Source organism: Rhodanobacter sp. C03, from assembly GCF_002001175.1.
Lineage (GTDB): Bacteria > Pseudomonadota > Gammaproteobacteria > Xanthomonadales > Rhodanobacteraceae > Rhodanobacter.
In genome coordinates this window covers 1,064,031-1,088,169 of sequence record NZ_MUNT01000001.1, presented here as the reverse complement: position 1 = coordinate 1,088,169, position 24,139 = coordinate 1,064,031, and the positions used below count along the sequence as shown (strand labels likewise).

General features: G+C 64.3%; 21 protein-coding genes. 17 read left to right on the top strand and 4 right to left on the bottom strand.

What is annotated here, in order from left to right; all coding sequences use genetic code 11:
* Positions 1-108: 108 nt before the first annotated feature.
* The 4 genes from B0E48_RS04625 to map all read right to left on the bottom strand — a co-directional run bounded on the left by B0E48_RS04625 (position 109) and on the right by map (position 4,395).
* The gene (locus tag B0E48_RS04625; RefSeq protein WP_077516984.1) at positions 109-558 is read right to left on the bottom strand and encodes a CopD family protein; all 450 of its coding nucleotides are present in this window, start codon (positions 556-558) and stop codon (positions 109-111) included.
* Positions 559-640: 82 nt separating this feature from the next.
* Positions 641-3,289, bottom strand: a complete 2,649-nt coding sequence (gene glnD, locus B0E48_RS04620) for a [protein-PII] uridylyltransferase (RefSeq protein WP_254423841.1) — start codon at positions 3,287-3,289, stop codon at positions 641-643.
* A 29-nt stretch (positions 3,290-3,318) separates the two neighbouring features.
* Positions 3,319-3,600: a hypothetical protein gene (locus B0E48_RS17440; protein ID WP_139350143.1), complete on the bottom strand. Its 282-nt coding sequence runs from the start codon at positions 3,598-3,600 to the stop codon at positions 3,319-3,321.
* Between the two features lie 30 nt (positions 3,601-3,630).
* Positions 3,631-4,395 carry a type I methionyl aminopeptidase gene (gene map, locus B0E48_RS04615; protein WP_077516333.1) on the bottom strand — a complete coding sequence of 255 codons (765 nt, stop codon included), beginning with the start codon at positions 4,393-4,395 and terminating at the stop codon, positions 3,631-3,633.
* 310 nt (positions 4,396-4,705) lie between these two features.
* On the opposite strand from map, the gene rpsB reads away from it, so the two are divergent.
* The 17 genes from rpsB (at position 4,706) to dnaE (ending at position 24,081) form a co-directional block, all read left to right on the top strand.
* Positions 4,706-5,581: a 30S ribosomal protein S2 gene (rpsB, locus tag B0E48_RS04610; RefSeq protein WP_077516332.1), complete on the top strand. Its 876-nt coding sequence runs from the start codon at positions 4,706-4,708 to the stop codon at positions 5,579-5,581.
* A 93-nt stretch (positions 5,582-5,674) separates the two neighbouring features.
* Positions 5,675-6,553, top strand: a complete 879-nt coding sequence (gene tsf, locus B0E48_RS04605) for a translation elongation factor Ts (RefSeq protein WP_077516330.1) — start codon at positions 5,675-5,677, stop codon at positions 6,551-6,553.
* 215 nt (positions 6,554-6,768) lie between these two features.
* Positions 6,769-7,491: a UMP kinase gene (pyrH, locus tag B0E48_RS04600; protein ID WP_077516328.1), complete on the top strand. Its 723-nt coding sequence runs from the start codon at positions 6,769-6,771 to the stop codon at positions 7,489-7,491.
* An 86-nt stretch (positions 7,492-7,577) separates the two neighbouring features.
* Positions 7,578-8,135: a ribosome recycling factor gene (frr, locus tag B0E48_RS04595; RefSeq protein ID WP_077516326.1), complete on the top strand. Its 558-nt coding sequence runs from the start codon at positions 7,578-7,580 to the stop codon at positions 8,133-8,135.
* A 25-nt stretch (positions 8,136-8,160) separates the two neighbouring features.
* Complete coding sequence (gene uppS, locus B0E48_RS04590; protein ID WP_077516324.1) at positions 8,161-8,916, top strand: polyprenyl diphosphate synthase; 756 nt, start codon at positions 8,161-8,163, stop codon at positions 8,914-8,916.
* Between the two features lie 9 nt (positions 8,917-8,925).
* Positions 8,926-9,744 (top strand): phosphatidate cytidylyltransferase, encoded by an 819-nt coding sequence (locus B0E48_RS04585; RefSeq protein WP_077516323.1) that lies wholly within the window; start codon positions 8,926-8,928, stop codon positions 9,742-9,744.
* A gap of 1 nt (position 9,745) precedes the next feature.
* Entirely contained in the window at positions 9,746-10,921 is a 1,176-nt protein-coding gene (locus B0E48_RS04580) for a 1-deoxy-D-xylulose-5-phosphate reductoisomerase (protein WP_077516321.1), read from the top strand.
* A gap of 36 nt (positions 10,922-10,957) precedes the next feature.
* On the top strand, positions 10,958-12,304 hold the full coding sequence (rseP, locus tag B0E48_RS04575) for an RIP metalloprotease RseP (RefSeq protein ID WP_077516319.1): 1,347 nt from the start codon (positions 10,958-10,960) through the stop codon (positions 12,302-12,304).
* A 195-nt stretch (positions 12,305-12,499) separates the two neighbouring features.
* A complete protein-coding gene (gene bamA, locus B0E48_RS04570) occupies positions 12,500-14,914 on the top strand; it encodes an outer membrane protein assembly factor BamA (protein WP_077516317.1) in 2,415 nt (804 codons plus the stop codon).
* 129 nt (positions 14,915-15,043) lie between these two features.
* The gene (gene lpxD / locus B0E48_RS04565; RefSeq protein WP_077516315.1) at positions 15,044-16,075 is read left to right on the top strand and encodes a UDP-3-O-(3-hydroxymyristoyl)glucosamine N-acyltransferase; all 1,032 of its coding nucleotides are present in this window, start codon (positions 15,044-15,046) and stop codon (positions 16,073-16,075) included.
* On the top strand, positions 16,068-16,541 hold the full coding sequence (gene fabZ / locus B0E48_RS04560) for a 3-hydroxyacyl-ACP dehydratase FabZ (protein ID WP_077516313.1): 474 nt from the start codon (positions 16,068-16,070) through the stop codon (positions 16,539-16,541). The genes lpxD and fabZ overlap by 8 nt, the downstream gene beginning before the upstream one ends.
* Positions 16,538-17,326 (top strand): acyl-ACP--UDP-N-acetylglucosamine O-acyltransferase, encoded by a 789-nt coding sequence (gene lpxA, locus B0E48_RS04555; RefSeq protein ID WP_077516311.1) that lies wholly within the window; start codon positions 16,538-16,540, stop codon positions 17,324-17,326. Before fabZ ends, lpxA begins: the two co-directional genes overlap by 4 nt.
* A 66-nt stretch (positions 17,327-17,392) precedes the next feature.
* On the top strand, positions 17,393-18,610 hold the full coding sequence (lpxB, locus tag B0E48_RS04550; protein ID WP_077516309.1) for a lipid-A-disaccharide synthase: 1,218 nt from the start codon (positions 17,393-17,395) through the stop codon (positions 18,608-18,610).
* A 58-nt stretch (positions 18,611-18,668) separates the two neighbouring features.
* Positions 18,669-19,247 (top strand): ribonuclease HII, encoded by a 579-nt coding sequence (gene rnhB / locus B0E48_RS04545; protein ID WP_254423840.1) that lies wholly within the window; start codon positions 18,669-18,671, stop codon positions 19,245-19,247.
* 229 nt (positions 19,248-19,476) lie between these two features.
* Entirely contained in the window at positions 19,477-19,677 is a 201-nt protein-coding gene (locus B0E48_RS04540) for a hypothetical protein (RefSeq protein ID WP_077516305.1), read from the top strand.
* Positions 19,678-19,842: 165 nt separating this feature from the next.
* Positions 19,843-20,388 carry a TlpA disulfide reductase family protein gene (locus tag B0E48_RS04535; RefSeq protein ID WP_077516980.1) on the top strand — a complete coding sequence of 182 codons (546 nt, stop codon included), beginning with the start codon at positions 19,843-19,845 and terminating at the stop codon, positions 20,386-20,388.
* A 138-nt stretch (positions 20,389-20,526) separates the two neighbouring features.
* Positions 20,527-24,081, top strand: a complete 3,555-nt coding sequence (gene dnaE / locus B0E48_RS04530; protein WP_077516302.1) for a DNA polymerase III subunit alpha — start codon at positions 20,527-20,529, stop codon at positions 24,079-24,081.
* Positions 24,082-24,139: the final 58 nt, after the last annotated feature.

Here is a 24,139-nt window from a genome sequence, read left to right as displayed (position 1 = left end):
CATGTCGCACACTCGGCCAGCGCGGACGCAGGCCACCTTGTCTGATGGATGTAGCCGAAACACTAGTTTAGCCCAAATCCGCGGTCAATCCTTGCCCCGCAACCTTACTCAGAACGGCTTGGCCAGCACCAGATAGAGCACCGCCAGCAACAGCAGCACCGGCAATTCATTGAGCCAGCGCAACGTCCGCGATGGCGGCAACGCGACACCGCTGGCCGTCCGCTTGAGAAGGCGGCCGCAGCAGATGAAATAGACCAGCAACACCGCCACCAGGGTCAGCTTGGCGTCGATCCAGTGCATGCCTGCCGTCACGTTCGGCAACGCTGCAGGAAACATGCGCCAGCCCTGCCACAAGGTCAGCCCGAACAGGAACGCGAGACCGAACATGTTGTGGCCGAACTTGTACAGCCGTCGCCCCATCAACTGCAGGCGCGCCTGCACCGCCGGTTCGTTGCCGGTCTCGGCCAGGTTCACCAGGATCCGCGGCAGATAGAACACCGTGGCCATCCACGCGATGACAAACAACAGGTGCAGCGACTTGATCAACGGATAGATCACGATGGAATCACCGGCAGGCACTGCAACGCGCAGCGGCGCGATGATAACGCGAGCGCGCCGACCCACGCCGGCACTGCGGCGTTCAGTCCGCAGCTGGCCCGATCCGTTCCAGCAGGGCCTGCAACAGGCGCTCCTGCTGCGCCGTGCCAAGCGGCGCATTGTGACGATCGGTCAGCTGGAAGAAATCCTCGACACGTTCGCCGAACGTCGCGATGCGCGCGTCATGTACGCGTACCTCGGTGCTCAACATGATCTGCGCCACCGCGGCGAGCAGGCCAGGACGGTCGGTGCCGACCAGGGCCAACTGGGTGCGGTCGCCGGCAGCGTGGAAACTGATCTGCGGTGTCATCTGGAAATGCTTCTGATGGCGTGACATGCCGCGCTTGCTCGGCTGCACGCCGCTGGACAGTATCAACGCACGTTGCAGTCGTTGCTGCAGCTCCTCCGCCCGCCCCGCACTGACCGGCTGCTGACTGTCCGCGTCGAGTAGCAGGAAGGTGTCCAACGCCATGCCCGTCGGTGAACTGAGGATGCGCGACTCCATCACCGAGAAACGCAGGCGATCCAGCACCGCGGTGACCGTGGCGAACAGGCCATCGCGATCGGGCGCATACACAAACAATTCGGTGCTGCCACGCACCGACAGCGGATGCACCACGACCAGCGGCAGCTCGCCCTGGGCACGCAGGATCGCGGTGGTCTGCCAGGCGATCTGCTCGGGTCGATGGCGCAGGAAGCTGAGCTGCGGAAAGTCCAGCCAGACGCGCACGACATCGGCTTCGGCGTAGCCATCGTTCATCAGCAGGGCCAGTGCGTAATCGGAGCATTCGCGCACGCGCACACCGATGTCACGCGGCAGTTCTACCTCACTGCGCAAGGCATAGCGGGTACTGGTATACAGGTCGGACAACAAGCGATCCTTCCAGCCGTTCCACAGCCGCGGGCTGGTCCCGATGATGTCGGCAATCGTCAGCAGGTACAGCTGGCCAAGCCGCTCGCGGTCACCGACCAGTTCAGCGAACCGATGCACCACATCCGGATCGGTGATGTCCTGACGCTGCGCGGTAGTACTCATCAGCAAGTGCCAGCGGACCAGCCAGGCCACCCGCTCGACGTCTCCAGGCGGCAAACCAAGTCGTGTGCAAAACGCACGCGCATCCTCTTCACCCAATACCGAGTGATCGCCGCCGCGCCCCTTGGCGATGTCGTGGAACAGTGCAGCCAGCAGCAGCACTTCCGGCGTCGGCAGCCCGGCCCAGATTTCGCAGCCGAGCGGAAACTCGCGTTGCGCCGCCGGGTCGGCAAACCGCGCCATGTTGCGCAGCACGCGCAAGGTATGTTCGTCGACCGTGTAGACGTGGAAAAGGTCGTACTGCATGCGCCCGAACACTTTGCCGAACGCCGGCAGGATCGCCGCCAGCAGTCCATGTCGGTTCATTCGCCACAGCGCTTCCACCGCCGGCGCCCCGCGGCGCAGCAGTTGCATGAAGGCCGCCAGCACCTCGCGGTCATCCGCCAGCGCGTCGCCATGCACCGCGGTGGCCTGGTGGATGCGCCGCATCGTGTCGGCACTGAAGCCGATTACGCCTGGCTGGTCCAGCCGTGCGATGAAGATCTCCACCAGCGCGGACGGCCGCCGCATGAACAGCTGCGAATCGCGCGCCGCTATCCGCTTGCCATAGCGCATGAAGTCGGCACCGACCGACTCCCCCTCGCTGGGCGATTCCAGCATCTCCTCGAAACGTTCGGCCACCTGCACGCCGAGCCGCTCAACCTGACTGGCCGCACGGTAATAGCCCTGCATGAACTGCTCGACGCCGAGGTTCCTCGCGTGCTCGTCCTCGAAACCCAGTCGCGCGGCCAGTGCACGCTGATAGTCGAACAGCAGCCGCTCCTCGGGGCGGCCAGCCTCAAGATGCAAGGCGTAGCGATAGCGGCGCAGCGTTGCCTCGGACTGTTCCAGCGCGAACTGCTCGGCGGGATCGAGCAAGCCCTCCGCCACCATGCCGGACAGGTCGTCCGCATGCGCCAGCCGTCGACCCAGCCAGCGCAACGAATCTAGCGTGCGCAGACCACCCGGGCCATCCTTGAGGTTCGGCTCGAGGTTGTAGGCGGTGTCGTCGTAGCGAGCATGCCGCGCATCACGCTCGGCCAGCCGGGCGGCCAGATACTCGCGCGGCGGCCACAAGACAGGGTCATCGACGATGGCACGCAGACAAGCATCAAACGCCGGATCGCCAGCCAGCCGCCGCGCATCCAGCAAACTGGTGAACACGCTGGCGTCCTGTGCGGCCAGCGTGCGGCACTGCACCGGATTGCGCACGGCGTGACCGACCTTCAGGCCGACATCCCACAGCGTGGCGAAGAATTGTTCCAGGGCGCGCAGACGTGCCGGTTCGGACACGCTGACCAGCGCTAGCAGGTCCACGTCCGAACAGGGAAACAGCAAGCTGCGACCGAAGCCACCGACGGCGAACAGCGCCGCCCCGCTGACTTCGCCGAGACAGGCCATCCACACGTGCGCCACCACCCGCTCGACTGACTCGCCGCGCCGCCGTGCGAGCACGCTGGCATCGGCCCCGTCCCTGAATGCCGTAGCAAGTGCCCGGTCGACGTCGCCCAGCAACTGCCGCAGCGCACGACGTGCCTCGGCAGAGACACCCGAACGCGGCACCGCCACCGGCAGGCGCGGCAGCGGCGGCAGGGTGGAGTGAGTGGTTTCTATGATCACGAATTCCGGCGCAGATGAATCGCATCAGCTCAAAGGGCAGGACGTTGCCACCGCCACAAGGCGCAAGCTCCAACGATACTTGTCCCTACCGCAATGGCCAGAGAGTAACCGGCAGGATTGTGCAGTCCCATGAAATCAGAAAGAAAGATCAAGCCAACAGCGATAACCAATTGCGCCGGCCAGATAACCCACAGTCCGGAAAACGGCTTTGGAACGCGTAGCCCTCTCAGCCAGATCGCAACCGAGCATGCCGGAAGCCACAGGATGACGAGAAATATCACCGCCAGGGAAGCGAGAAAAAGGTAATTCATGAGTTTCCCGCTTCCTTCCAGATCAGTAGATCAGGCGTCCGGCCATGCCGTGAGGATCTCGTAGCCGTCGTCGGTCACCGCGATAGTGTGTTCCCATTGCGCCGACAGCGAATGATCCTTGGTCACCACGGTCCAGCCATCGGGCAGCTGTTTGGTCTGCGGCTTGCCGGCGTTGATCATCGGCTCGATGGTGAAGGTCATGCCCTTCTTCAACTCGACGCCGGTGCCGGGCTTGCCGTAGTGCAGCACCTGCGGCTCGTCGTGGTAGACCTTGCCGATGCCGTGGCCACAGTACTCACGCACCACCGAGAAACCGGCCGCTTCGGCGTGCTGCTGGATTGCGTGGCCGACGTCGCCCAGCGTGGCACCCGGACGCACCGTGCGGATGCCGCACATCATCGCTTCGAACGTGGTGTCGACCAGGCGCTTGGCCAGCACGGATGGGGTGCCGGCGATGTACATGCGACTGGTGTCGCCGTGCCAGCCGTCCTTGATCACAGTAACGTCGAGATTGACGATGTCGCCGTCCTTGAGCACCTTCCCTTCGTTCGGGATGCCATGGCAGATCACGTGGTTGACCGAAGTGCACAGGGTCTTCGGAAAGCCGTGGTAGCCCACATTGGCCGGAATCGCCTTCTGCACGTTGACGATGTGCTCGTAGGCGAGCCGATCCAGCTCCTCGGTGGTGACGCCGGGCTTCACGTGCTCCTTCAGCATCGCCAGCACTTCGGCCGCCAGCCTGCCGGCAACGCGCATGCCTTCGAGGTCTTCGGGAGATTTCAGGGTGATAGCCATGCGTTCCACTCATAGGGCGGCAGAAGCTGTTGCAATCCAGCAACTTGCCGCACGGCCGGCGTACCGGCTACAATTTCGGAGTTTTGCTGATCTGACGTACCCGTTTTGACGGTCGGCCAGCGCAAAGCGAACCGGGATTGTAACCGCCCCGCGGTACAACACCCAACCAACGCCACACACGTATCGGCACCGCCTTCGGGGTGCTGCGGCACGCCCACCAACAAAATCGGGCAAGTCGCGGTCGAAGCCGGGGATGCGTGGAGGTCCCAACCCCCAGGTCCTTCAAGGACCATTGCAAGGAGTTACACCCATGGCACAAGTCACCATGCGTCAGATGCTCGAAGCCGGCGTCCATTTCGGTCACCAGACCCGTTACTGGAACCCCAAGATGGCCCCGTACATCTTCGGTGCGCGCGGCAAGATCCACATCATCAATCTCGAAAAGACCCTCCCGCTGTTCACCGACGCGATGAATTTCCTGTCGGCGCTGGCGCAGAAGCGCGGCACCGTGCTGTTCGTCGGCACCAAGCGTTCGGCCCGCGAGCCGTTGGCCGAAGAGGCTGCACGCGCCGGCATGCCGTTCGTCACCTCGCGCTGGCTCGGCGGCATGCTGACCAACTTCCGCACCGTCAAGCAGTCCGTGTCGCGTCTGAAAGAGCTGGAAGCGGCCGAGACCGACGGTTCGTTCGAGAAGCTGGTCAAGCACGAAGTGCTGGCCCGTCGTCGCGAGCGCGACAAGCTGCAGGCCTCGCTGGGCGGCATCAAGGACATGAACCGTCTGCCCGACGCGCTGTTCGTGATCGACATCGGCCACGAAGACATCGCCGTGCAGGAAGCCAAGAAGCTCGGCATCCCGGTGATCGCCGTGGTCGACACCAACTACAACCCGGAACTGGTCGACTACGCCATCCCGGGCAATGACGACGCGATCCGCGCGATTCAGCTGTACGCCCGCGCCGCCGCCGACTCGATCCTCGAAGGCAAGGCTGCCGCTCCGGCTGCCGCCCAGGGCGACGGCAACGACTTCGTCGAACTGGACGAGGAAGGCAACCCGGTCGCCAAGATCGATCGCAAGCCGGCTCCGCGCCGCGACGCCGCCCCGAAGAAGGGCGCTGGCGCTCCGCGTCGTGACGGCGGCCGTGATGGCGGCCGTGGTCCGCGCAACGACGGCGCACCCGCCAAGTAAGTGTGATCACGGCGCTTAGGCGCCGGATCAACCAGCGATAACGCGCCGCGGCATGCCCTGCCGCGGCGCCATCAAAGCATTAGAGGACTACCGATGAGCAATATTTCCGCCCAACTGGTCAAGGATCTGCGTGAGCGGTCCGGTGCCGGCATGATGGAATGCAAGAAGGCGCTGGTCGAGAACAACGGCGACATCGAAATCGCGATGGAATGGTTGCGCAAGTCCGGCCTGGCCAAGGCCGACAAGAAGGCCAGCCGCATCGCCGCCGAAGGCCGCATCGTCGCCGCCCAGGCACCGGGCAAGGCCGTGCTGGTCGAGATCAACTGCGAGACCGACTTCGTCGGCAAAGATGCCAGCTTCCTGAAGTTCAGCGACACCGTCGCCGACGTCGCGCTGAATTCCGGTGCCGCCGACATCGACGCGCTGAAGGCTGCCGCCTACCCGGGTGCCAGCAATGTCGAGGAAGCCGCCAAGGTCCTGATCGCCACCATCGGCGAGAAGATCGACGTGCGCCGCATGGCCGTCGTCAAGAATGATGGCGTGATCGGCAGCTACACCCACGGCGGCCGCATCGGCGTGCTGGTCGCGCTCAAGGGCGGCTCCGAGGAGCTGGCCAAGGGCATCGCGATGCATGTCGCCGCGATGAACCCGGCCTATGTCCGCGCCGATGACGTTCCCGCCGAGTTCCTGGCCAAGGAAAAGGACATCGCGCTGAGCCAGATGTCCGACAAGGAAAAGGCCAAGCCGGCCGAGATCCTCGAGAAGATTGTCGCCGGCAAGGTCCACAAGATCATCGCCGAAGTCACCCTGCTCGGTCAGCCCTACGTGCTGGATACCAACGTGACCGTGGCCGACGCGCTGAAGAAGGAAGGCGCCGATGTCATCTCGGTGGCCCGTCTGGCCGTCGGCGAAGGCATCGAGAAGGTCCAGGAAGACTACTTGGCCGAAGTGGCCAAGGCGATGCAGGTCTAAGCGACTTCCAGGCCATCAAGCTGCGAAAAGCCGCGGGAAACCGCGGCTTTTTTGTGGGCGCACCTCCCGCGAATCACGCCGTCACACGATTCGGGGCAGCTTGAAGCTCCCCATCATAGCCAGCGAATTGCAGCGACAGCCCGACCTCGGCGTTCCCGACGGGAGCCCGCTACCGCTACAATGCAGCGGTTTGCCCCACACAATCCGGAGATTCCATGAGCGACCAGCCGAAGTACCGCCGCATCCTGCTCAAGCTCTCCGGTGAAGCCCTGATGGGCGAAGCGGACTACGGCATCGACCCGAAAGTGATCGGCCGGCTCGCCGACGAGATCATCGAGGTGCAACGTGCTGGCATCCAGATCGGCGTGGTGATCGGTGGCGGCAACATCTTCCGCGGCGCCGGTCTCGCCGCCGCCGGCATGGACCGCGTCACCGGGGATCACATGGGCATGCTGGCCACGGTGATGAACGCGCTGGCGATGCAGGACGCGATCGAGCGGCGTGGCGGCTTCGCCCGCGTGATGAGCGCGATCCAGATCCATGACGTGTCCGAGGATTTCATTCGCCGTCGCGCGATCCGCCACATCGAGAAAGGGCGCATCGTGCTGTTCGCCGCCGGCACCGGCAACCCGTTCTTCACCACCGACTCGGCCGCCGCCCTGCGCGCGGTCGAAGTGGGCGCCGAGTTGCTGCTGAAGGCGACCAAGGTGGACGGCGTGTACACCGCCGACCCGACCAAGCACCACGACGCCACCCGCTACGAGCGGCTCGGCTACGACGACGTGATCGAGCGCAAGCTGGCGGTGATGGACACTGCCGCGATCGCGCTGTGCCGCGACCACCAGATGCCGCTGCGCATCTACGACATGAGCGTGCCAGGCAGTCTGATGCGGATCATGCATGGTGAAGCGATCGGCACCCTGGTCGACGGCGGCTGAATCCACGCAGAAACCATCCCCGGCACCGGCTGCAACAGTCGGCGCTGCTATAATTCAACGTTGCCAGATTCATCGGGAAACGCCACATGCTCAACGACATCAAAACCGATGCCCAGACCCGCATGGGCAAGAGCATCGACTCGCTCAAGCACGACCTCACCCGCATTCGTACCGGCCGCGCCAGCACCGCGCTGGTGGATCACATCAAGGTGTCCTATTACGGCGCCGACATGCCACTGAGCCAGGTCGCCTCGGTATCGCTGTCCGACTCGCGCACGATCATCATCACGCCATGGGAAAAGACCATGGTGGCACCGATCGAGAAGGCGCTGATGGCCTCGGACATCGGCATCACGCCGACCACAGCCGGCACCGTGATCCGCCTCAACATGCCCGCACTCACCGAAGAGCGCCGTCGGGAGCTGGCCAAGCATGTCGGCCATGAAGGTGAGAACGCGAAAATCGCGATCCGCAACGTGCGCCGCGACGCCCTGCAGCAGGTCAAGGATCTGCTCAAGGAGAAGCTCATCACCGAGGACGACGAGAGCCGCGCCGACGACGAGATCCAGAAGCTTACCGACCGTGCGGTCAAGGACGTCGACGTCGTGTGCAGGGCCAAGGAAGAGGAGCTGATGGCGCTCTGACGCGGCCATCATCCTTCCTCATTCCATGACCAAGGCCCAGGCTCGACAGGTTCCGGCTTCGCAGGTTCCACGCCATATCGCCATCGTGATGGATGGCAACGGCCGCTGGGCCAAGGCGCGCCACCGCCCGCGCAGCTTCGGCCACAACGCCGGGCGCAAGGCGGTGCGGGAGGCGATCGAATCCTGCCTGCGCGAAGGCATCCAGGCGCTGACCCTGTTCGCGTTCTCCAGCGAAAACTGGCAGCGGCCGCAAGCCGAGGTAGGTGCGTTGATGAGCCTGTTCGTGCGCGCACTGGACAAGGAAGTGGATGAGCTGCACGCCAACGGCGTGCGCCTGCGCTTCGTCGGCGACCTGGATGCCTTCGACGAACCGCTGCGTCAGCGCATGCAGGCAGCGATGGCCCGTACGGCTGGCAATGACCGGCTGCAGGTGAACATCGCGGTGAACTACGGCGGTCGTTGGGACATCGTGCAGGCCAGCCGTCAGGCGGCCGAGGCGGTGGCCCGCGGCGAGCTTCGGGCTGATGAGATCGACGAGACCCGGCTGAATCAGTGGACAAGTCTGGCCGAACTGCCACCGCTGGATCTGTTCATCCGCACCGGCGGCGAATGCCGCATCAGCAACTTCCTGCTGTGGCAGGTGGCTTACGCCGAATTGTACTTTACCGACACCCTGTGGCCGGACTTCGACCAGGCTTGCCTGCGTCGGGCCATCGAAGACTATGCCCGCCGCGAGCGCCGTTACGGCCGCACTGGCGAGCAGATCGCCGCCACTTCCTGAAGGATTTCCATGCTGCTACAACGCACCCTCACCGCCCTCGTACTCGCGCCTCTGGTGATCCTGATCATCCTGCTGTCGTCGAGCACGGTGTTCGCGCTGGTCTCCGCAGCGGCGTTTCTCGCGGCATTGTGGGAATGGGCCCAGCTCAGCGGACTGAAGAATCAGTCCGCACGGATCGGCCTGCTGATCGCCGCCACCCTCGTGTTCGCGTTGCTGTGGTGCGGGCATGCCGGCATCGCGACGCCGCTACTGCTGGCCGCTGGCGTAGCCTGGTGGCTGCTGGCCTGCCTGTGGCTGCGCCATTTCGCCTTCGCCGCCGCTCCGACCGGCGAAAACCGCATGCTGAAACTGCTGGCCGGCGCGTTCGTGATCTTCCCGGCATGGATCGCCCTGGTGAGCATCCATGAGCGCTTGCCGCATGGCCACTGGTGGACCCTGCTGGCGCTGGTGATTGTCTGGGCTGCCGACATCGGTGCCTATTTCAGCGGCCGCACCTTTGGCAAGCGCAAGCTGGCGCCGCAGATCAGCCCGGGCAAGACCTGGGCCGGCGCCTACGGCGCCATAGTCGCCGGCGTAGTGGTGACCGTGCTCGGTGGCTGGCTGCTCGATGTGCGGGGCGCTCAGTTGCTTGGTCTGACTGTGCTGGCCCTGCTCACGGTGGCGGCATCGATCGTCGGCGACCTGATCGAGAGCCTGATGAAGCGGCATGCCCAGGTGAAGGACTCGGGCACCATCATCCCCGGCCATGGCGGCCTGATGGATCGGCTCGACAGCGTGTTTGCCGCGTTGCCGGTCTTCGCCACCGGCCTGTTGCTGCTAGGCCTGTGAGATGAAGAACGTCGCCGTCCTCGGCGCCACCGGTTCGATCGGCGGCAACACACTCGACGTCATCGCGCGTCACCCGGAGCGCTTCCGCGCCACCGTGCTGACCGCGCATCGTCAGGTCGAGGCACTGGCCGAGCTGTGCATACGGCATCGACCGCAGCTGGCGGTGATCGCCGATCCCGCGCTGGAGGCCGAACTGGCACGCCGCCTCGCCGCCGCCGGCGTGCGCTGCGAGGTGGCCAGCGGCCATGCCGCGTTGACGGCCGCTGCCGCCGGTGAACTGTGCGACACGGTGGTAGCCGCGATCGTCGGTGCCGCCGGACTGGACTCCACCCTGGCAGCAGCGCGCGCCGGCAAGCATCTGCTGCTGGCCAACAAGGAGTCCATCGTGATGGCCGGCCCGCTGTTGCTGGCAGCGGTCGCTGCCGGCGGTGGCGCACTGGTCCCGGTCGACTCCGAGCACAACGCGATCTTCCAGTGCCTGCCGGGCGGGCGACCGGACCTGCGCGCCAGCGGCGTGCGCCGGCTGATCCTGACCGCTTCCGGCGGCCCGTTCCGCGGCCGCACCCGATCCGAACTGGCCGATATCACGCCGGATCAGGCCTGCAAACATCCGAACTGGGTGATGGGCCGCAAGATCTCGGTTGATTCGGCCACGCTCATGAACAAGGGCCTGGAAGTGATCGAGGCGCATCATCTGTTCGGTGCCCCGGCCGAGGCGATCGACGTGCTGGTGCACCCGCAGAGCCTGGTGCATTCGCTGGTCGAATACGTCGATGGCTCGGTGCTGGCCCAGCTTGGCAATCCGGACATGCGCACCGCAATCGCCCACGCGTTGGCGTGGCCGGAGCGGGTCGAGGCTGGCGTGGCGCCGTTGAATCTGGCCGCCTGCGCGCCGTTGCAGTTCGAGCCACCGGATCTGGTCACCTTCCGCTGTCTGGCGCTGGCGTTCCAGGCGCTGCGCGCCGGCGGCGACGCCCCGGCCGTGCTGAATGCCGCCAACGAGGTCGCCGTGGAAGCGTTTCTGGCCGGCGCGCTGCCGTTCCTGTCGATTGCCGACGTGGTCGAGGCGGTACTTGCGGAACTGCCGGCGCAAGCCGTGGTCGATGTTGGGACCCTTGCTGAACGTGACCGGGGCGCCCGCGAGGCGGCCCGCCGTATTCTGCGCAATGCTTGCTGATATCCTTGATCTGATGACTCCCCTTTACGGCGCTTGATGACTTCCTTTTTCGGCTCGGTGTTCTGGTTGCTGGTCACGCTGGGCGTGCTGGTCACCTTTCATGAATTCGGCCATTACTGGGTCGCGCGCCGCTGCGGCGTCAAGGTGCTGCGTTTCTCGGTCGGCTTCGGCAACGCGATCTGGAAGCGCATCGGCCGCGATGGCACCGAATACCAGATCGCTGCGATCCCGCTGGGCGGCTACGTCAAGATGCTGGATGCGCGCGAGGGCGAGGTCGACCCGGCCTTGCGCGACCAGGAGTTCACCGGCAAGTCGGTGTGGAAACGCATCGCGATTGTGGCGGCCGGCCCGGGCTTCAACCTGATCTTTACCATCGCGGCATTCTGGCTGATGTTCATGCTGGGGCGGCCGGACGTGGCACCCATCGTCACCGCCGTACCGCACAGCCTCGCCGCCGAGGCGGGCATTCTGCCGGGTGATCGCATCCTCAGCATCGATGGCCGTACGGTGAGTACCTTCACCGACGCGATGGACAGCGTGGCTAATGCGCTGCTCGGACGCACGCCGCTACCACTCACCGTGCGCGGCAGCAATGGCAGCTCGCGCCAGCTGGTGATACCGCTGGAGCAGCTACCAGCTGGGCAACCCATCGATCAATACCTGAAAAAGCTCGGCCTGGAGCTGGCACCCTCCCCCGCGGTTGCCGCCAACGTGCTGCCGGGCAAACCGGCAGCGCTGGCTGGCATGCAGGGCGGCGACCGCATCGTGACGATCAATGGCCAGCCTGTGGCCGATTACTCCATGTTCCAGAAATTGATACCCGCGGAAGCGGCCAAATCACCCCATCTGCAATTGGGCATCGAGCGCGCCGGCAAGCCGATGCTGTTGGCCGTCGATGCGAAATGGGAGTCCCTGCAGGGCCAGCCCGTCAACTGGGTGATTGGTATGGGTGCGCCTGGACCCGAACAGGTCACCCTGAGCTACGGCCCGGTTCGGGCTTTCGGCGCAGCGCTGCGGGCCACTTGGTTCAACACCACGCAAACTTTCAACCTGATCGGCAAGATGGTTAGCGGGCAGGCCTCCGCCAACAACCTGTCCGGCGTGATCGGCATCGCCCAAGTGGCCAATGACTACGCCGGCATGGGCCTGTCGTGGTTCCTGCAGTTCCTGGCACTGGTGTCGCTGAGCCTGGCCATCCTGAACCTGCTGCCGATCCCGCTGCTGGATGGCGGACACCTACTGTATTATCTTGTGGAGTTGGTCAAAGGCAGCCCGGTCAGTGAACAGGTGATGATCGTCGGTCAATACATTGGACTGGCGCTGCTGTTCACCCTGATGGGGTTGGCGTTCTACAACGACATCCACCGCATGCTGCTGTCGTGACCATGACGTGCAGCGATTTCGGCATGTCGATGCAAGCGTGCCTGCGCCATCCGCAGTGCAGCGCGGCGGCAAGTCAACCAAGGCACTCCGGCGGAGTGCAGACACCTTTTCGAAACAGGATTACCCCCTGTTTCATGCTCTTGATCGGGGCGGCCACGCTGGCTGCCTCATCGAAATAACCCAACGGAACCGACGATGAAGCGTATCGCCGCGCTGATCCTGCTTGCCTCCCTCTCCGCCAATGCGTTTGCGTTCGACCCGTTCGTGGTGTCGGACATCCGCATCGACGGCCTCAGCCGCATCTCGGCCGGTACCGTGTACAACTACCTGCCGATCAACAAGGGCGACCGGCTGACCAACGACGAGGCCCAGAAGGCCATTCGCGCGTTGTACCAGACCAAGTTCTTCAGCGATGTCGAGATGGATCGCGACGGCAGCATCCTGGTGATCAAGGTGGTCGAGCGGCCGTCGATCGCCAAGCTGACCATCCGCGGCAACCACGACATCAAGACCGACGACCTGAAGAAAGGCCTGAAGGATATCGGCCTCACCGAGGGCGAGACCTTCGACCGGCTGGCCATGGACAACGTGCAGCAAGAGCTGGTCCGCCAGTACTACAACCGCGGCAAGTACAACGTGTCGGTGATTCCGCACGTGACCGAACTCGACCGCAATCGCGTCTCGATCGATCTCGAGATCCGCGAGGGCAAGGTGGCCAAGATCCAGGAGATCAACATCTTGGGCAACCACGCGTTCACCGACAAGGATATCCGCAAGGGCTTCGAGTCGGACACCAGCAACCTGATGTCGTGGTATTCGAAGGACGACCAGTATTCGCGCGAAAAGCTCTCCGGCGACCTGGAGAAGTTGCAGTCGTACTACATGGATCGCGGCTATGCCGATTTCGGGGTGGACTCCACCCAGGTATCGATTTCGCCGGACAAGCGAGGCATGTACATCGACGCCAGCGTCAAGGAAGGCGATATCTACAAGGTGACCGACGTCAAGCTGCTCGGCACGCTGATCCTGCCGGAAGCGACCCTGCGCCAGCTGATCTTCGTCAAACAGGGCGACACCTTCAACCGTGCCGCGATCGAGGGAAGCTCGAAGTCGATCAAGGCCGTGCTGGCCAATATCGGCTACGCCTATGCCAAGGTCACCCCGATTCCCAAGCTGGACAAGGACAAGCGCACCGTCGACCTGACCCTGTACATCGAGCCGGGCCAGCGCGTCTACGTGCGCCGTGTGGTCTTCCAGGGCAATACCCGAACCGAGGACGAGGTGCTGCGTCGCGAAATGCGCCAGCTTGAGGGTTCCTGGTATTCGCAGGCCGCGATCGATCGCTCCAAGATCCGCCTGCAGCGACTCGGTTTCTTCAAGAAGGTCGACATCGACAAGAAGCTGGTGGCGGGCACCCAGGACCAGGTCGACATCAGCGTCAAGGTCGAGGAGCAGTCTGCCGGCAGCATGCAGTTCGGCGTCGGTTATTCGCAGTACTCCGGCATCATCCTGAACGCCTCGGTATCGCAGAACAACCTGTTCGGCACCGGCGACAGCTTCTCGGTAAGCGGCTCGCGCAGCACCTACAGCACCAGCTACGGGGTGAACTACTACAACCCCTATCTGACCGACAACGGCGTCGGCATCGGTTACAGCGCCAACTATTCCAAGACCGACTACGGCAATACCGATTTCGCGGATTACTCAACCAGCCAGAAGTCCTTTTCCAGCTACCTCGGCATACCGATCACCGAAACCGACAGCATGCGCGTGGGTCTTGGCATCAGCAGCAACAAGGTCAACCTGATTCCGGGCTACAGCCCGCAGGTGCTGATCGACTACCAGAACGAAATCGGTCACCAGACCGTCCATTCATGGATCGGCACGCTGGGCTGGAACCACGATACGCGCAACGGTTACTGGGCGCCGACCCGCGGCGGCCTGATGTCCCTGTCGACCGATGTCGCCCTGCCCGGTTCGACCGTGCAGTACTGGAAACTGACCGCGGAAGCCAACCACTACTGGCCGATCGGCAAGGGCTTCGTGCTGTATCTGGACGGCCAGGCCGGCTACGGCAAGACCTATGGTACCAATGGCATCAGCGACCAGGCTTTCGACGCGTTGAAGGCCGTCTATGCTGCCGCAGGCCAGCCCGCACCGGTGGACATGCGGCAGGACTTCCCGTTCTGGCAGAATTTCTATTCCGGCGGCGTGCGCGACGTGCGTGGCTTCCAGGACAACACACTGGGGCCGCGAGTCTGCATCGACGGTACAGCCGCATCGAGCAGCGGTTATTGCGACGGCGGCTACTACGCGCAGCCCGTCGGCGGCGCGTTCAAGGTGCTCGGCACGGCCGAACTGTACCTGCCGCTGCCGTTCCTGAAAGACACCAACACCGCACGCGTGTCGTTGTTCACCGATGTCGGCAATGCCTACCAGAGCATCAGTAGCTTCAATGCCAGCACGCTGCGCGCCTCGGCCGGTGTCTCGCTGCACTGGCAGGCACCGATCGGGCCGCTGATCATCAGCCTGGCCGTACCGTTCCGCACACAGCCGTCGGACGCCCACTACGAGGAGCGCATCCAGTTCACCTTCGGCAGCACGTTCTAACAGTCACCAACGAGCATCCGGAAACAAGCAGAAAGCGCGGCCATGCCGCGCTTTCTGCTTTGTGCTGGCCCGAAACCACGCAGATGGGCCGCCTGCCGATACAATGGCCGCCGTGTCACGGAGAGCATCTTGAGCGCGAACAGCACCTACTCCCTCGCCGAACTGGCCGAACGATTCGGTCTGACCTGTCACGGCAATGCGGAAATCCGCCTCGACGGCGTCGGTACACTGGCTGGCGCCGGCCCCAGCCAGCTGAGCTTTCTCTCCAACAGCAAGTACACCGCGCAACTGACAGGTACACGCGCCGGTGTGGTGGTGTTGCGTGCAGAAGACCTTGCCGACTGTCCGGTGGCCGCACTGGTCGCGCATGATCCGTACGTGGCCTACGCGAAAATCGCCGCGCTGTTCGAACGCCTGCCGGCCGCACCGCCGGGGATCCATCCCAGTGCGGTGGTTGCCGCCGGTGCACAGGTCAGCGCCAGCGCCAGCATCGGCCCGTGCTGCGTGATCGGCGACGGCGCCGTGATCGGCGACGGCGCGATACTCGGCCCGCATTGCATCATCGGTGAACACTGCACGGTCGGCGCGCAGTCGCGGCTGGTCGCCAGGGTGACCTTGGTCACCAATGTGACACTGGGCAAACGCGTGCTGGTGCATCCCGGCGCGGTGATTGGCTCGGACGGCTTCGGCCTTGCCTTCGACAGGGATCATTGGATCAAGCTGCCGCAGCTCGGCGGCGTGCGCGTCGGCGATGACTGCGAGATCGGCGCCAACACCACGATCGATCGCGGCGCCCTGGACGACACCGTGCTGGAAGAGGACGTGCGGCTGGACAACCAGATCCAGATCGCCCACAACGTCCACATCGGCGCGCACACCGCGATGGCCGGCTGCGCGGCGGTCGCCGGCAGCGCAAAAATCGGCCGCTACTGCATGATCGGCGGCAACGCCGGCGTGCTGGGGCATCTCGAACTGGCCGACCGGGTTACCATTACCGCCAAGAGCCTGGTCACGCATTCGATCCGCGAACCCGGCGAATATTCATCCGGCGTGCCCCTGCAGGAGAACCGCCAATGGCGGAAGAATGCGGCACGCTTCAAGCATCTGGACGAGTACGTGCGCCGGTTGTCGGCGCTGGAGAAGGACAGCAACAATGAGTGAGAAAACCGGGACCCTGTCGTTGCCGATCAATGTGGAACAGATCCAGCAATTGCTGCCGCATCGCTATCCGTTCCTGCTGGTGGACCGGGTGATCGAGATCGTGCCCGATGTCAGCGTGGTCGCACTGAAGAATGTGACGATCAACGAGCCGTTCTTCCAGGGGCACTTCCCTGGTCATCCGGTCATGCCCGGCGTGCTGATCGTCGAGGCCATGGCGCAGACCGCCGGCCTGCTGACCCAGATCAGCCGGCATCTCAAGGGCGACAAGGGCAGCCCGCTGTTCTATCTGGTCAAGGTCGACAACGCCCGTTTCAGCGCGCCGGTCGTACCCGGCGATCAGTTGCGTCTGGAAGTGACCTTGAAACGCCTGATGCGTGGCATGGGCCTGTTCGTGGCACGTACCCTAGTCGACGGCAAGGAAGTGGCCAGCTGCGAACTGATGTGCGCTGCGAGGTCCGACAAATGACTCATGCCGCTTCGATTCACCCCAGCGCGCTGATCGATCCCTCTGCTGTCATCGGCACCAACGTCAGCATCGGCGCCTACAGCGTGATCGGTGCCGAAGTGGAGATCGGCGACGGAACGGTGATCGGCCCGCATGTGGTGATCGAGGGGCCAACCCGGATCGGCCGCGACAACCGCATCGCCCAGTTCACCTCACTCGGCGGCGCACCGCAGGACAAGAAGTTTGCCGGCGAACGTACCGAACTGGTGATTGGCGACCGTAATCTGATCCGCGAATTCGTCACCATCAATCGCGGTACCGGCGAAGGCGGTGGTGCCACCCGTATCGGCAACGACAATTGGCTGCTCGCCTACGTGCACATTGCGCACGACTGCCAGCTCGGCAACCACGTGGTGTTTTCCAACTACGCTGCACTGGCCGGGCATGTGGAAGTCGGCGACTGGACGGTCTTCGCCGGTTATTCCGGTGCGCATCAGTTCTGCAAGGTCGGTGCCCATGCGTTCATCGGGATGGGCTGTCTGGTCGGCCATGACGTGCCGCCGTTCGTGACGATGGCGAACGAGCAGCAGGGCCGCCCCCGCGGCATCAACAGCGAAGGCCTGAAGCGGCGCGGCTTCGACGCCACGCGCATCGCCGCGATCAAGCGTGCTTACCGTACTTTGTACATGGCCGGCTTGTCGCTACCCGAGGCGCGCGAGAAACTGATCGAGCAGGCGCAGCAGAGCGACGACGTGCGCGCGATGCTGGAATTTCTCGACCACAGCGAGCGGGCGCTTGCCCGCTGATATGCGCGTAGCGCATATCAGCAAATCAAATACGCGCTCTTGCTCTGACTTTCCGTAGGAGACGAAATGCAAAACATTGACGTCTCCAGCCCAGCTCCCCTCATCGCCATCCTCGCCGGCGAAGATTCCGGCGACCAGCTCGGCGCCGACCTGATCGTCGCCTTGCGCCAGCGCTATCCGCAGGCCCGCTTCGTCGGCATCGGCGGTGCCCGCATGCAGGCGCAAGGCTTCGAGTCCTGGTACGACATCCACGAGCTTTCGCTGTTCGGCTTCAGCGAAGTGATCAGCCACCTGCCGCGCCTGCTGCGGCTGCGCAAGGCCCTGGTGGCACGTCTGCTGCAAGCGAAACCCACCGTGGTGGTCGGCATCGACGCACCCGATTTCAACCTTGGCGTGGAACAACGGCTGAAGCAGGCTGGCCTGCTGACCGTGCACTACGTCAGCCCATCGGTGTGGGCCTGGCGCGAGAAGCGCGCAGAGAAGATCGGGCGCAGCGCCAGCCGCGTGCTGTGCCTGTTTCCGATGGAGCCGGCGATCTACGCCAAGCACGGCATCGATGCCCGCTTCGTCGGTCATCCGCTGGCTGATCGCTTCGCGCTGGTGTCCGACCGGGTGGGCGCCCGCGACGTTCTGCAACTGCCACAGCAAGCTCCGGTACTGGCCGTGCTGCCGGGCAGCCGACTGTCGGAACTGGCACGACTGGGACAGACCTTCATCGACGCTGCCGCGCAAGTAGCCGCAGCCATCCCGGGGCTGCGCATCGTGATCCCGGCCGCCAACCCGCAGGTCCATGCCCGGCTCAAGGCCTTGCTGGCGAAGAGCCCTCACGACGAGACCGCGCCGCTGCTGCTCGATGGCCATGCACACGAGGCGATGCTGGCCTCCGACGTGGTGCTGCTGGCCTCCGGTACCGCCACGCTGGAGGCGATGCTGGCGAAGCGTCCGATGGTGGTGGGCTATCGCGTCGCCCCGTTGAGCTATCGCATTGCACGCGCCATGAAGATGCTGAAAACCGACATCTATTCGCTGCCCAACATTCTCGCGCGCGCCAGCGGCCTCGATGATGACCGGCTGGTGCCCGAGCTGATGCAGGATGACTGCACAGCCACGAATCTGGCCTCCGCCAGCTTGGCGCTGTTCCGCGACAGCGAGCGCCGCAGCCATATCGTCAACGCTTTCGAACAACTTCATCAGACATTGCGTGGCGGCATGGAGGGTCACGCGGGTGATCGTGCGGCCGCGGCGATTGCAGAGTTGATCGACGAAGCACCTGCCCATGGATGAGTTCTCCGCGAGCAGTCTCCCCTCCTCTCCAGGGGGAGTGGGGACAAACACAAAAAACATGCTCACGGCCGGTGTGGACGAAGCAGGCCGCGGACCGCTGGCCGGGCCGCTGGCGGTCGCAGCGGTGATCCTGGATCCGGAACGCCCGATCGCGGGTCTCAACGATTCGAAAAAACTCAGCGAGGCAAGGCGCGAGGCGCTGTACCCACTGATCATCGAGCGCGCGCTGGCGTATTGCGTGGTGCTGATCGAACCCGAAGAAATCGATCGGCTGAACATCTTCCAGGCCACCATGGCCGGCATGAGTCGTGCGGTAGCTGGGCTCGCACCGGCCGCATACGAGGCACTGATCGACGGCAACAAGCTGCCGAAGGACTTGCCCTGCCCCGGCCGCGCGATCGTCGGTGGCGATGCGCTGGAGCCGGCGATCAGTGCAGCCTCGATCCTTGCCAAGGTCAGTCGTGACCGCCTGATGGTGGCATTGGATGCGGTGCACCCCGGCTACGGTTTCGCTGTGCACAAGGGCTATCCGACCCCGACGCATCTGGCTTCGTTGCAGCTACTGGGGCCGTGCACGCAGCATCGCCGCAGCTATGCCCCGGTGCGACGGTTGCTGGATCAGGCGAGCCTGTTCTAAGCAGGTTTCGCCGACGGCCGGTGCGTGTAGACGCACCGTCCCACCATTACTGAGATTGATTCGTATAGCCCATTCGTCTATGCAACTTTTTCCTGTGCAGGCGCATCCTTCACTACAGGAATCCCCGCCTGCACGGACGCGCCAGCAACACCGGCCTGTCCCGCCAAGACACGCCGACCCGCTGTCACTGCGGACTCATCAGCGCCCTCACGATCGCAGGAGTCGTGCCATGATGCTTCCAGACAACCGCTCACCCACACCATCGACGCCCACCACGGTGCCCACGCCGCAACCGGTCGCCACCGCTCCCTCCGTTGTCGATGAAGACAACCCGTCGCACGCCGACTACAACCTCCACCGCCTGGAGGTACGCAGTTTCGACCACTACGTCGAACATGAAGGCGACGACGAACTCTTTCATGTCCACTGATGGCGGTGGATGGCCGTGAGAATCAAGCTTTGATGCCATCTGCTGAATAAAGCCAAAGGCTCCCGGCCGACCACGCAGGCAGCGCAGGCTTGGGGCGCCGATCATCGCTTCCACCATGCACTCCCGGTTGCTACGCTGGTGACACCAGCCAGGGGGATGGACTACATGCGCAGGATCGCTTTCGCACTGCTCGCACTGATGCTCTCTTTCGCTGCCGGCGCGGAGATGCCGCCGGGCAGCAGTCCGCCAGACGCGCTGGGTTCGGAGCTGGGTGGGCCGGCTGTCACCGTATCTTCCCTGCACGGCAAGGTCGTGGTGATCAGTTTTTGGGCAACCTGGTGTGGCTACTGCATGAAGGAAATGCCGGTGCTGGCAGGCCTGCAGGCGGTTGCCACCCAGCGCGGTCTGCCATTGCAAGTCGTAGCCGTCGACTCCAAGGAGGACCACGACACGTTCGCGCATAGCGCGCGCTTACTCAGAGAGCGCCTGCCGGGACTGTTGATTACCTGGGACCGCTACGGTGAAATCGGCAAACCCTACGGCGCCGACAAGGGCATCCCAGTGATGGTGATGCTGCATCGGGATGGCACCGTGGCGCATGTCCATGTCGGTTACGGCGCGGACATGCTGGACGACCTGATCGCCGAGATCAACGCCTTGCTGACCGAGCCGGCGCCCCCGACAGTTGCCGCAACCATCGCCAGCCATTGAGCCTCTCGAACACGGGAAAGCACGGCTCCCACGGGGCGACTCCAGCCACCGCCTCGAATTGCGCAAACTGCACGGAAGTCAATCTTGCCGCTGGACGGGTCGCCGGTTAGCCTGCGTGGACTCACCGCGCAAATCTGCATGACCGTCCGCTATACCCACCTGCACCTGCACAGCGAATATTCGCTGGTCGATTCGACCATCCGCATCAAGGCGCTGGTCGCTGCCTGCGTGCGCGACGGCATCCCGGCAGTGGCGTTGACTGACGAATGCAACATGTTCGCGCTGGTGAAGTTCTACAAGGCGTGCAGCGCGGCTGGCATCAAGCCGATCGGCGGGTGCGACCTGTGGATCAGCGCACTGGATGACCCGCGCCCGTGGCGGCTCACCCTGCTGTGCCAGAACCGCGAGGGTTATCTCAACCTGTCGCGACTGGTTTCGCGTGCATGGCAGGAAGGCCAGCATGGGGGCCGCGCGCTGGTCGAGTCCGACTGGCTGACTGCCGCCGCCAGCAAGGGCCTGATTGCCCTGCTTGGTCGCGACAGCGAGATCGGCCGCATCGCGCTGAACCAGGGCGTCGAGGCGGCGCTGGTAAAGCTGCGTCCGCTGGCGCGGCTGTTCCCCGAGCGACTGTATCTGGAGCTGACCCGCTGCGGCCGCGACAGCGAGGAAAACTGGAATACCGCGGCGCTGGCGCTGGCCGCCGAACTCGGCCTGCCGGTGCTGGCCAGCAACGACGTGCGCTTCCTGAAGCAGGACGATTTCAGCGCGCATGAAGCCCGCGTATGCATCAACCAGGGGCGCGTACTGGCCGATCCGAAACGCCCACGCGACTACAGTGATCAGCAATACCTGAAGACGCCCGAGGAGATGGCCGCGCTGTTCGCCGATCTTCCCGAGGCACTGGAAAACAGCGTCGAGTTGGCCCGGCGCTGCAACCTGGAACTGGAGTTCGGCAAGTACTACCTGCCCGACTTCCCGGTACCCGCCGGTTACAACCTAGACAGTCATATCCGCGAACTGTCCCGGCAAGGCCTGCAGGAGCGCCTCGCACTGGCGCCGCTCGCCGCCGGTCATACGCTGGCCGACTACGAGACGCGGCTGGAACGCGAGCTGGACGTCATCATCAAGATGGGCTTCCCCGGCTACTTCCTGATCGTTTCGGACTTCATCCGCTGGGGCAAGCACAATGGTATTCCGGTCGGGCCGGGCCGTGGTTCCGGTGCCGGCTCGCTGGTCGCCTGGGCACTGAAGATCACCGATCTGGATCCGCTACAGTTCAACCTGCTGTTCGAGCGCTTCCTCAATCCCGAACGCGTGTCGATGCCCGACTTCGACATCGACTTTTGCATGGATCGCCGCGACGAGGTGATCGACTACGTGTCGCGCAAATACGGCCGCGACCGCGTCAGCCAGATCATCACCTACGGCTCGATGGCGGCCAAGGCCGTGCTGCGCGACTCCGGTCGCGTGCTCAGCATGCCGTACGGCCAGGTCGACCGACTGGCCAAGATGGTGCCGCCGCGACCGCTCGATCTCACGCTGTCCGATGCACTCGGCCGTTCGGAGAAGTCGAAGAAAGAGACCGACCGCGTCGTCAAGGAATTCTGCGAAGCCTACGAGCAGGATGAAGAGGCCCGCGCCCTGATCGACCTGGCCTTGAGCCTGGAAAACCTCACCCGCAACGCCGGCAAGCACGCCGGCGGTGTGGTGATCGCACCGACGCCATTGACCGACTTCGCGCCGCTGTACTGCGAAGCCGGTGGTGGCGGCGTGGTGACCCAGTACGACAAGGACGACGTCGAAGCGGTCGGCCTGGTGAAGTTCGACTTCCTCGGCCTGCGCACGCTGACCATCATCGACTGGGCGGTGAAGGCGATCAACACGCGCCGCGCGAAAACCGGCGAAGCGCCGCTGGATATTTCGCAGCTGCCACTGGACGACCCAAAGCCATACGAACTGCTGAAGAAGGCGCAGACCGTCGCGGTGTTCCAGCTCGAATCCTCCGGCATGCAGCGCATGCTGAAGGATGCGAAGCCTGACCGCTTCGAGGACATCATCGCGCTAGTGGCGCTGTACCGTCCCGGCCCGATGGACCTGATCCCCAGCTTCGTCGCGCGCAAGCACGGCCGCGAGGAAGTGGAATATCCCGACCCGCGCGTCGAGCCGATCCTGCAAGAGACCTACGGCATCATGGTCTACCAGGAGCAGGTGATGCAGATGGCGCAGATCGTCGGCGGCTACTCGCTCGGCGGCGCCGACCTGCTGCGCCGCGCGATGGGCAAGAAAGACGTCGAGAAGATGGCGAAGGAGCGCGCCAAGTTCCGCGAGGGCGCCGCAAAGGATGGCCTGGCCGGCGACAAGGCAGACACCATCTTCGACCTGATGGAGAAGTTCGCCGGCTACGGCTTCAACAAGTCACACGCCGCCGCCTACGCCTTGGTGTCGTACCAGACCGCATGGCTGAAGGCGCACTACCCGGCCGAGTTCATGGCCGCGACGATCTCGTCGGACATGGACAACACCGACAAGGCGGTGACCTTCCTCGACGAATCGCGCGCGCTCGGCATCACCGTGCAGCCGCCGGACGTGAATGCGTCCGAATACATGTTTGTCGCGGTCGAACCCAAGGTGATCCAGTACGGGCTCGGGGCGATCAAAGGTGTTGGCCAGGGTGCCTGCGAGGCGATCGCCGCCGAACGCACACACGGCAAGTACACCGACCTCGCTGACTTCTGCCGCCGGGTCGATCCAACCAAGCTCAACCGCCGCGTGCTGGAAGCGCTGATCCTGTCCGGTGCACTGGATGCGCTGGCGCCGAACCGCGCCAGCCTGATGCTGCAGCTGCCCGATGCGATCAAGGCCGCCGAGCAGCATCTGCGCGACAGGCAGTCCGGCCAGAACGACATGTTCGGCGCCAGCATCTCAGATACGAGCCGGGGCGCGTTGACACCGGTGGTGCACATCAACCTGCCAACCGTGCCGGAATGGCCGCTGGAGCAGAAGCTGCAGGGCGAGCGCGACACGCTCGGGCATTATCTGTCCGGCCATCCAACCGACCCGTGGAAGGACGAACTGGCCCAGCTGTCCACCTGCCCGCTGGGCGAGATCGGCGACCGCTACCAGCCGCCGAAGCCGCGCAAGAACGATGACGGCGACAACAACCGCTTCCGCCGCGGCCCGGATACACCGTGGACCGTCGCCGGCATGGTCACCGCCGTGCGCAAACGTGGCGACAGCGACGCCTTCGTGCGGCTGGAAGATGGCAGCGGCATCATCGAGGTGAGCTTCTTTGGCGAGCTTTACCAGCAGGTCGCGCCGCTGCTCACCCGCGACCAGATGCTGATCGTCGACGGCGGCCTGCGCATCGACGACTTCTCCGGCGGCGGCTTCCAGCTGCGCGCGCGCAGCGCCACCTCACTGGCCGATGCCTGCCGCAAGCATGCGCGGTTGTTGCAGCTGAAATTGAACCGCATCGGCCCCGACTTCATCGCACAACTGCAACATGCGCTGGCTGGCTACCGCGGCGGTCGCGCCAGCGTGATGCTGCACGGCTACCGCAACCGCAACGCCCAGGCCGACATCGAACTGGGCGAAGCATGGCGCGTGGACGCCATCCCCGACCTGCTGCGCGCCGTGCGCGCGCTGCCTGGCGTGCAGGCGACCCGGCTGCGCATCGTCAAGCAGCAGGATTGAGCAACGTACCTGTGGGAGCGGCTTCAGCCGCGATGCGCTTGATGTTGCCGAACTGCAA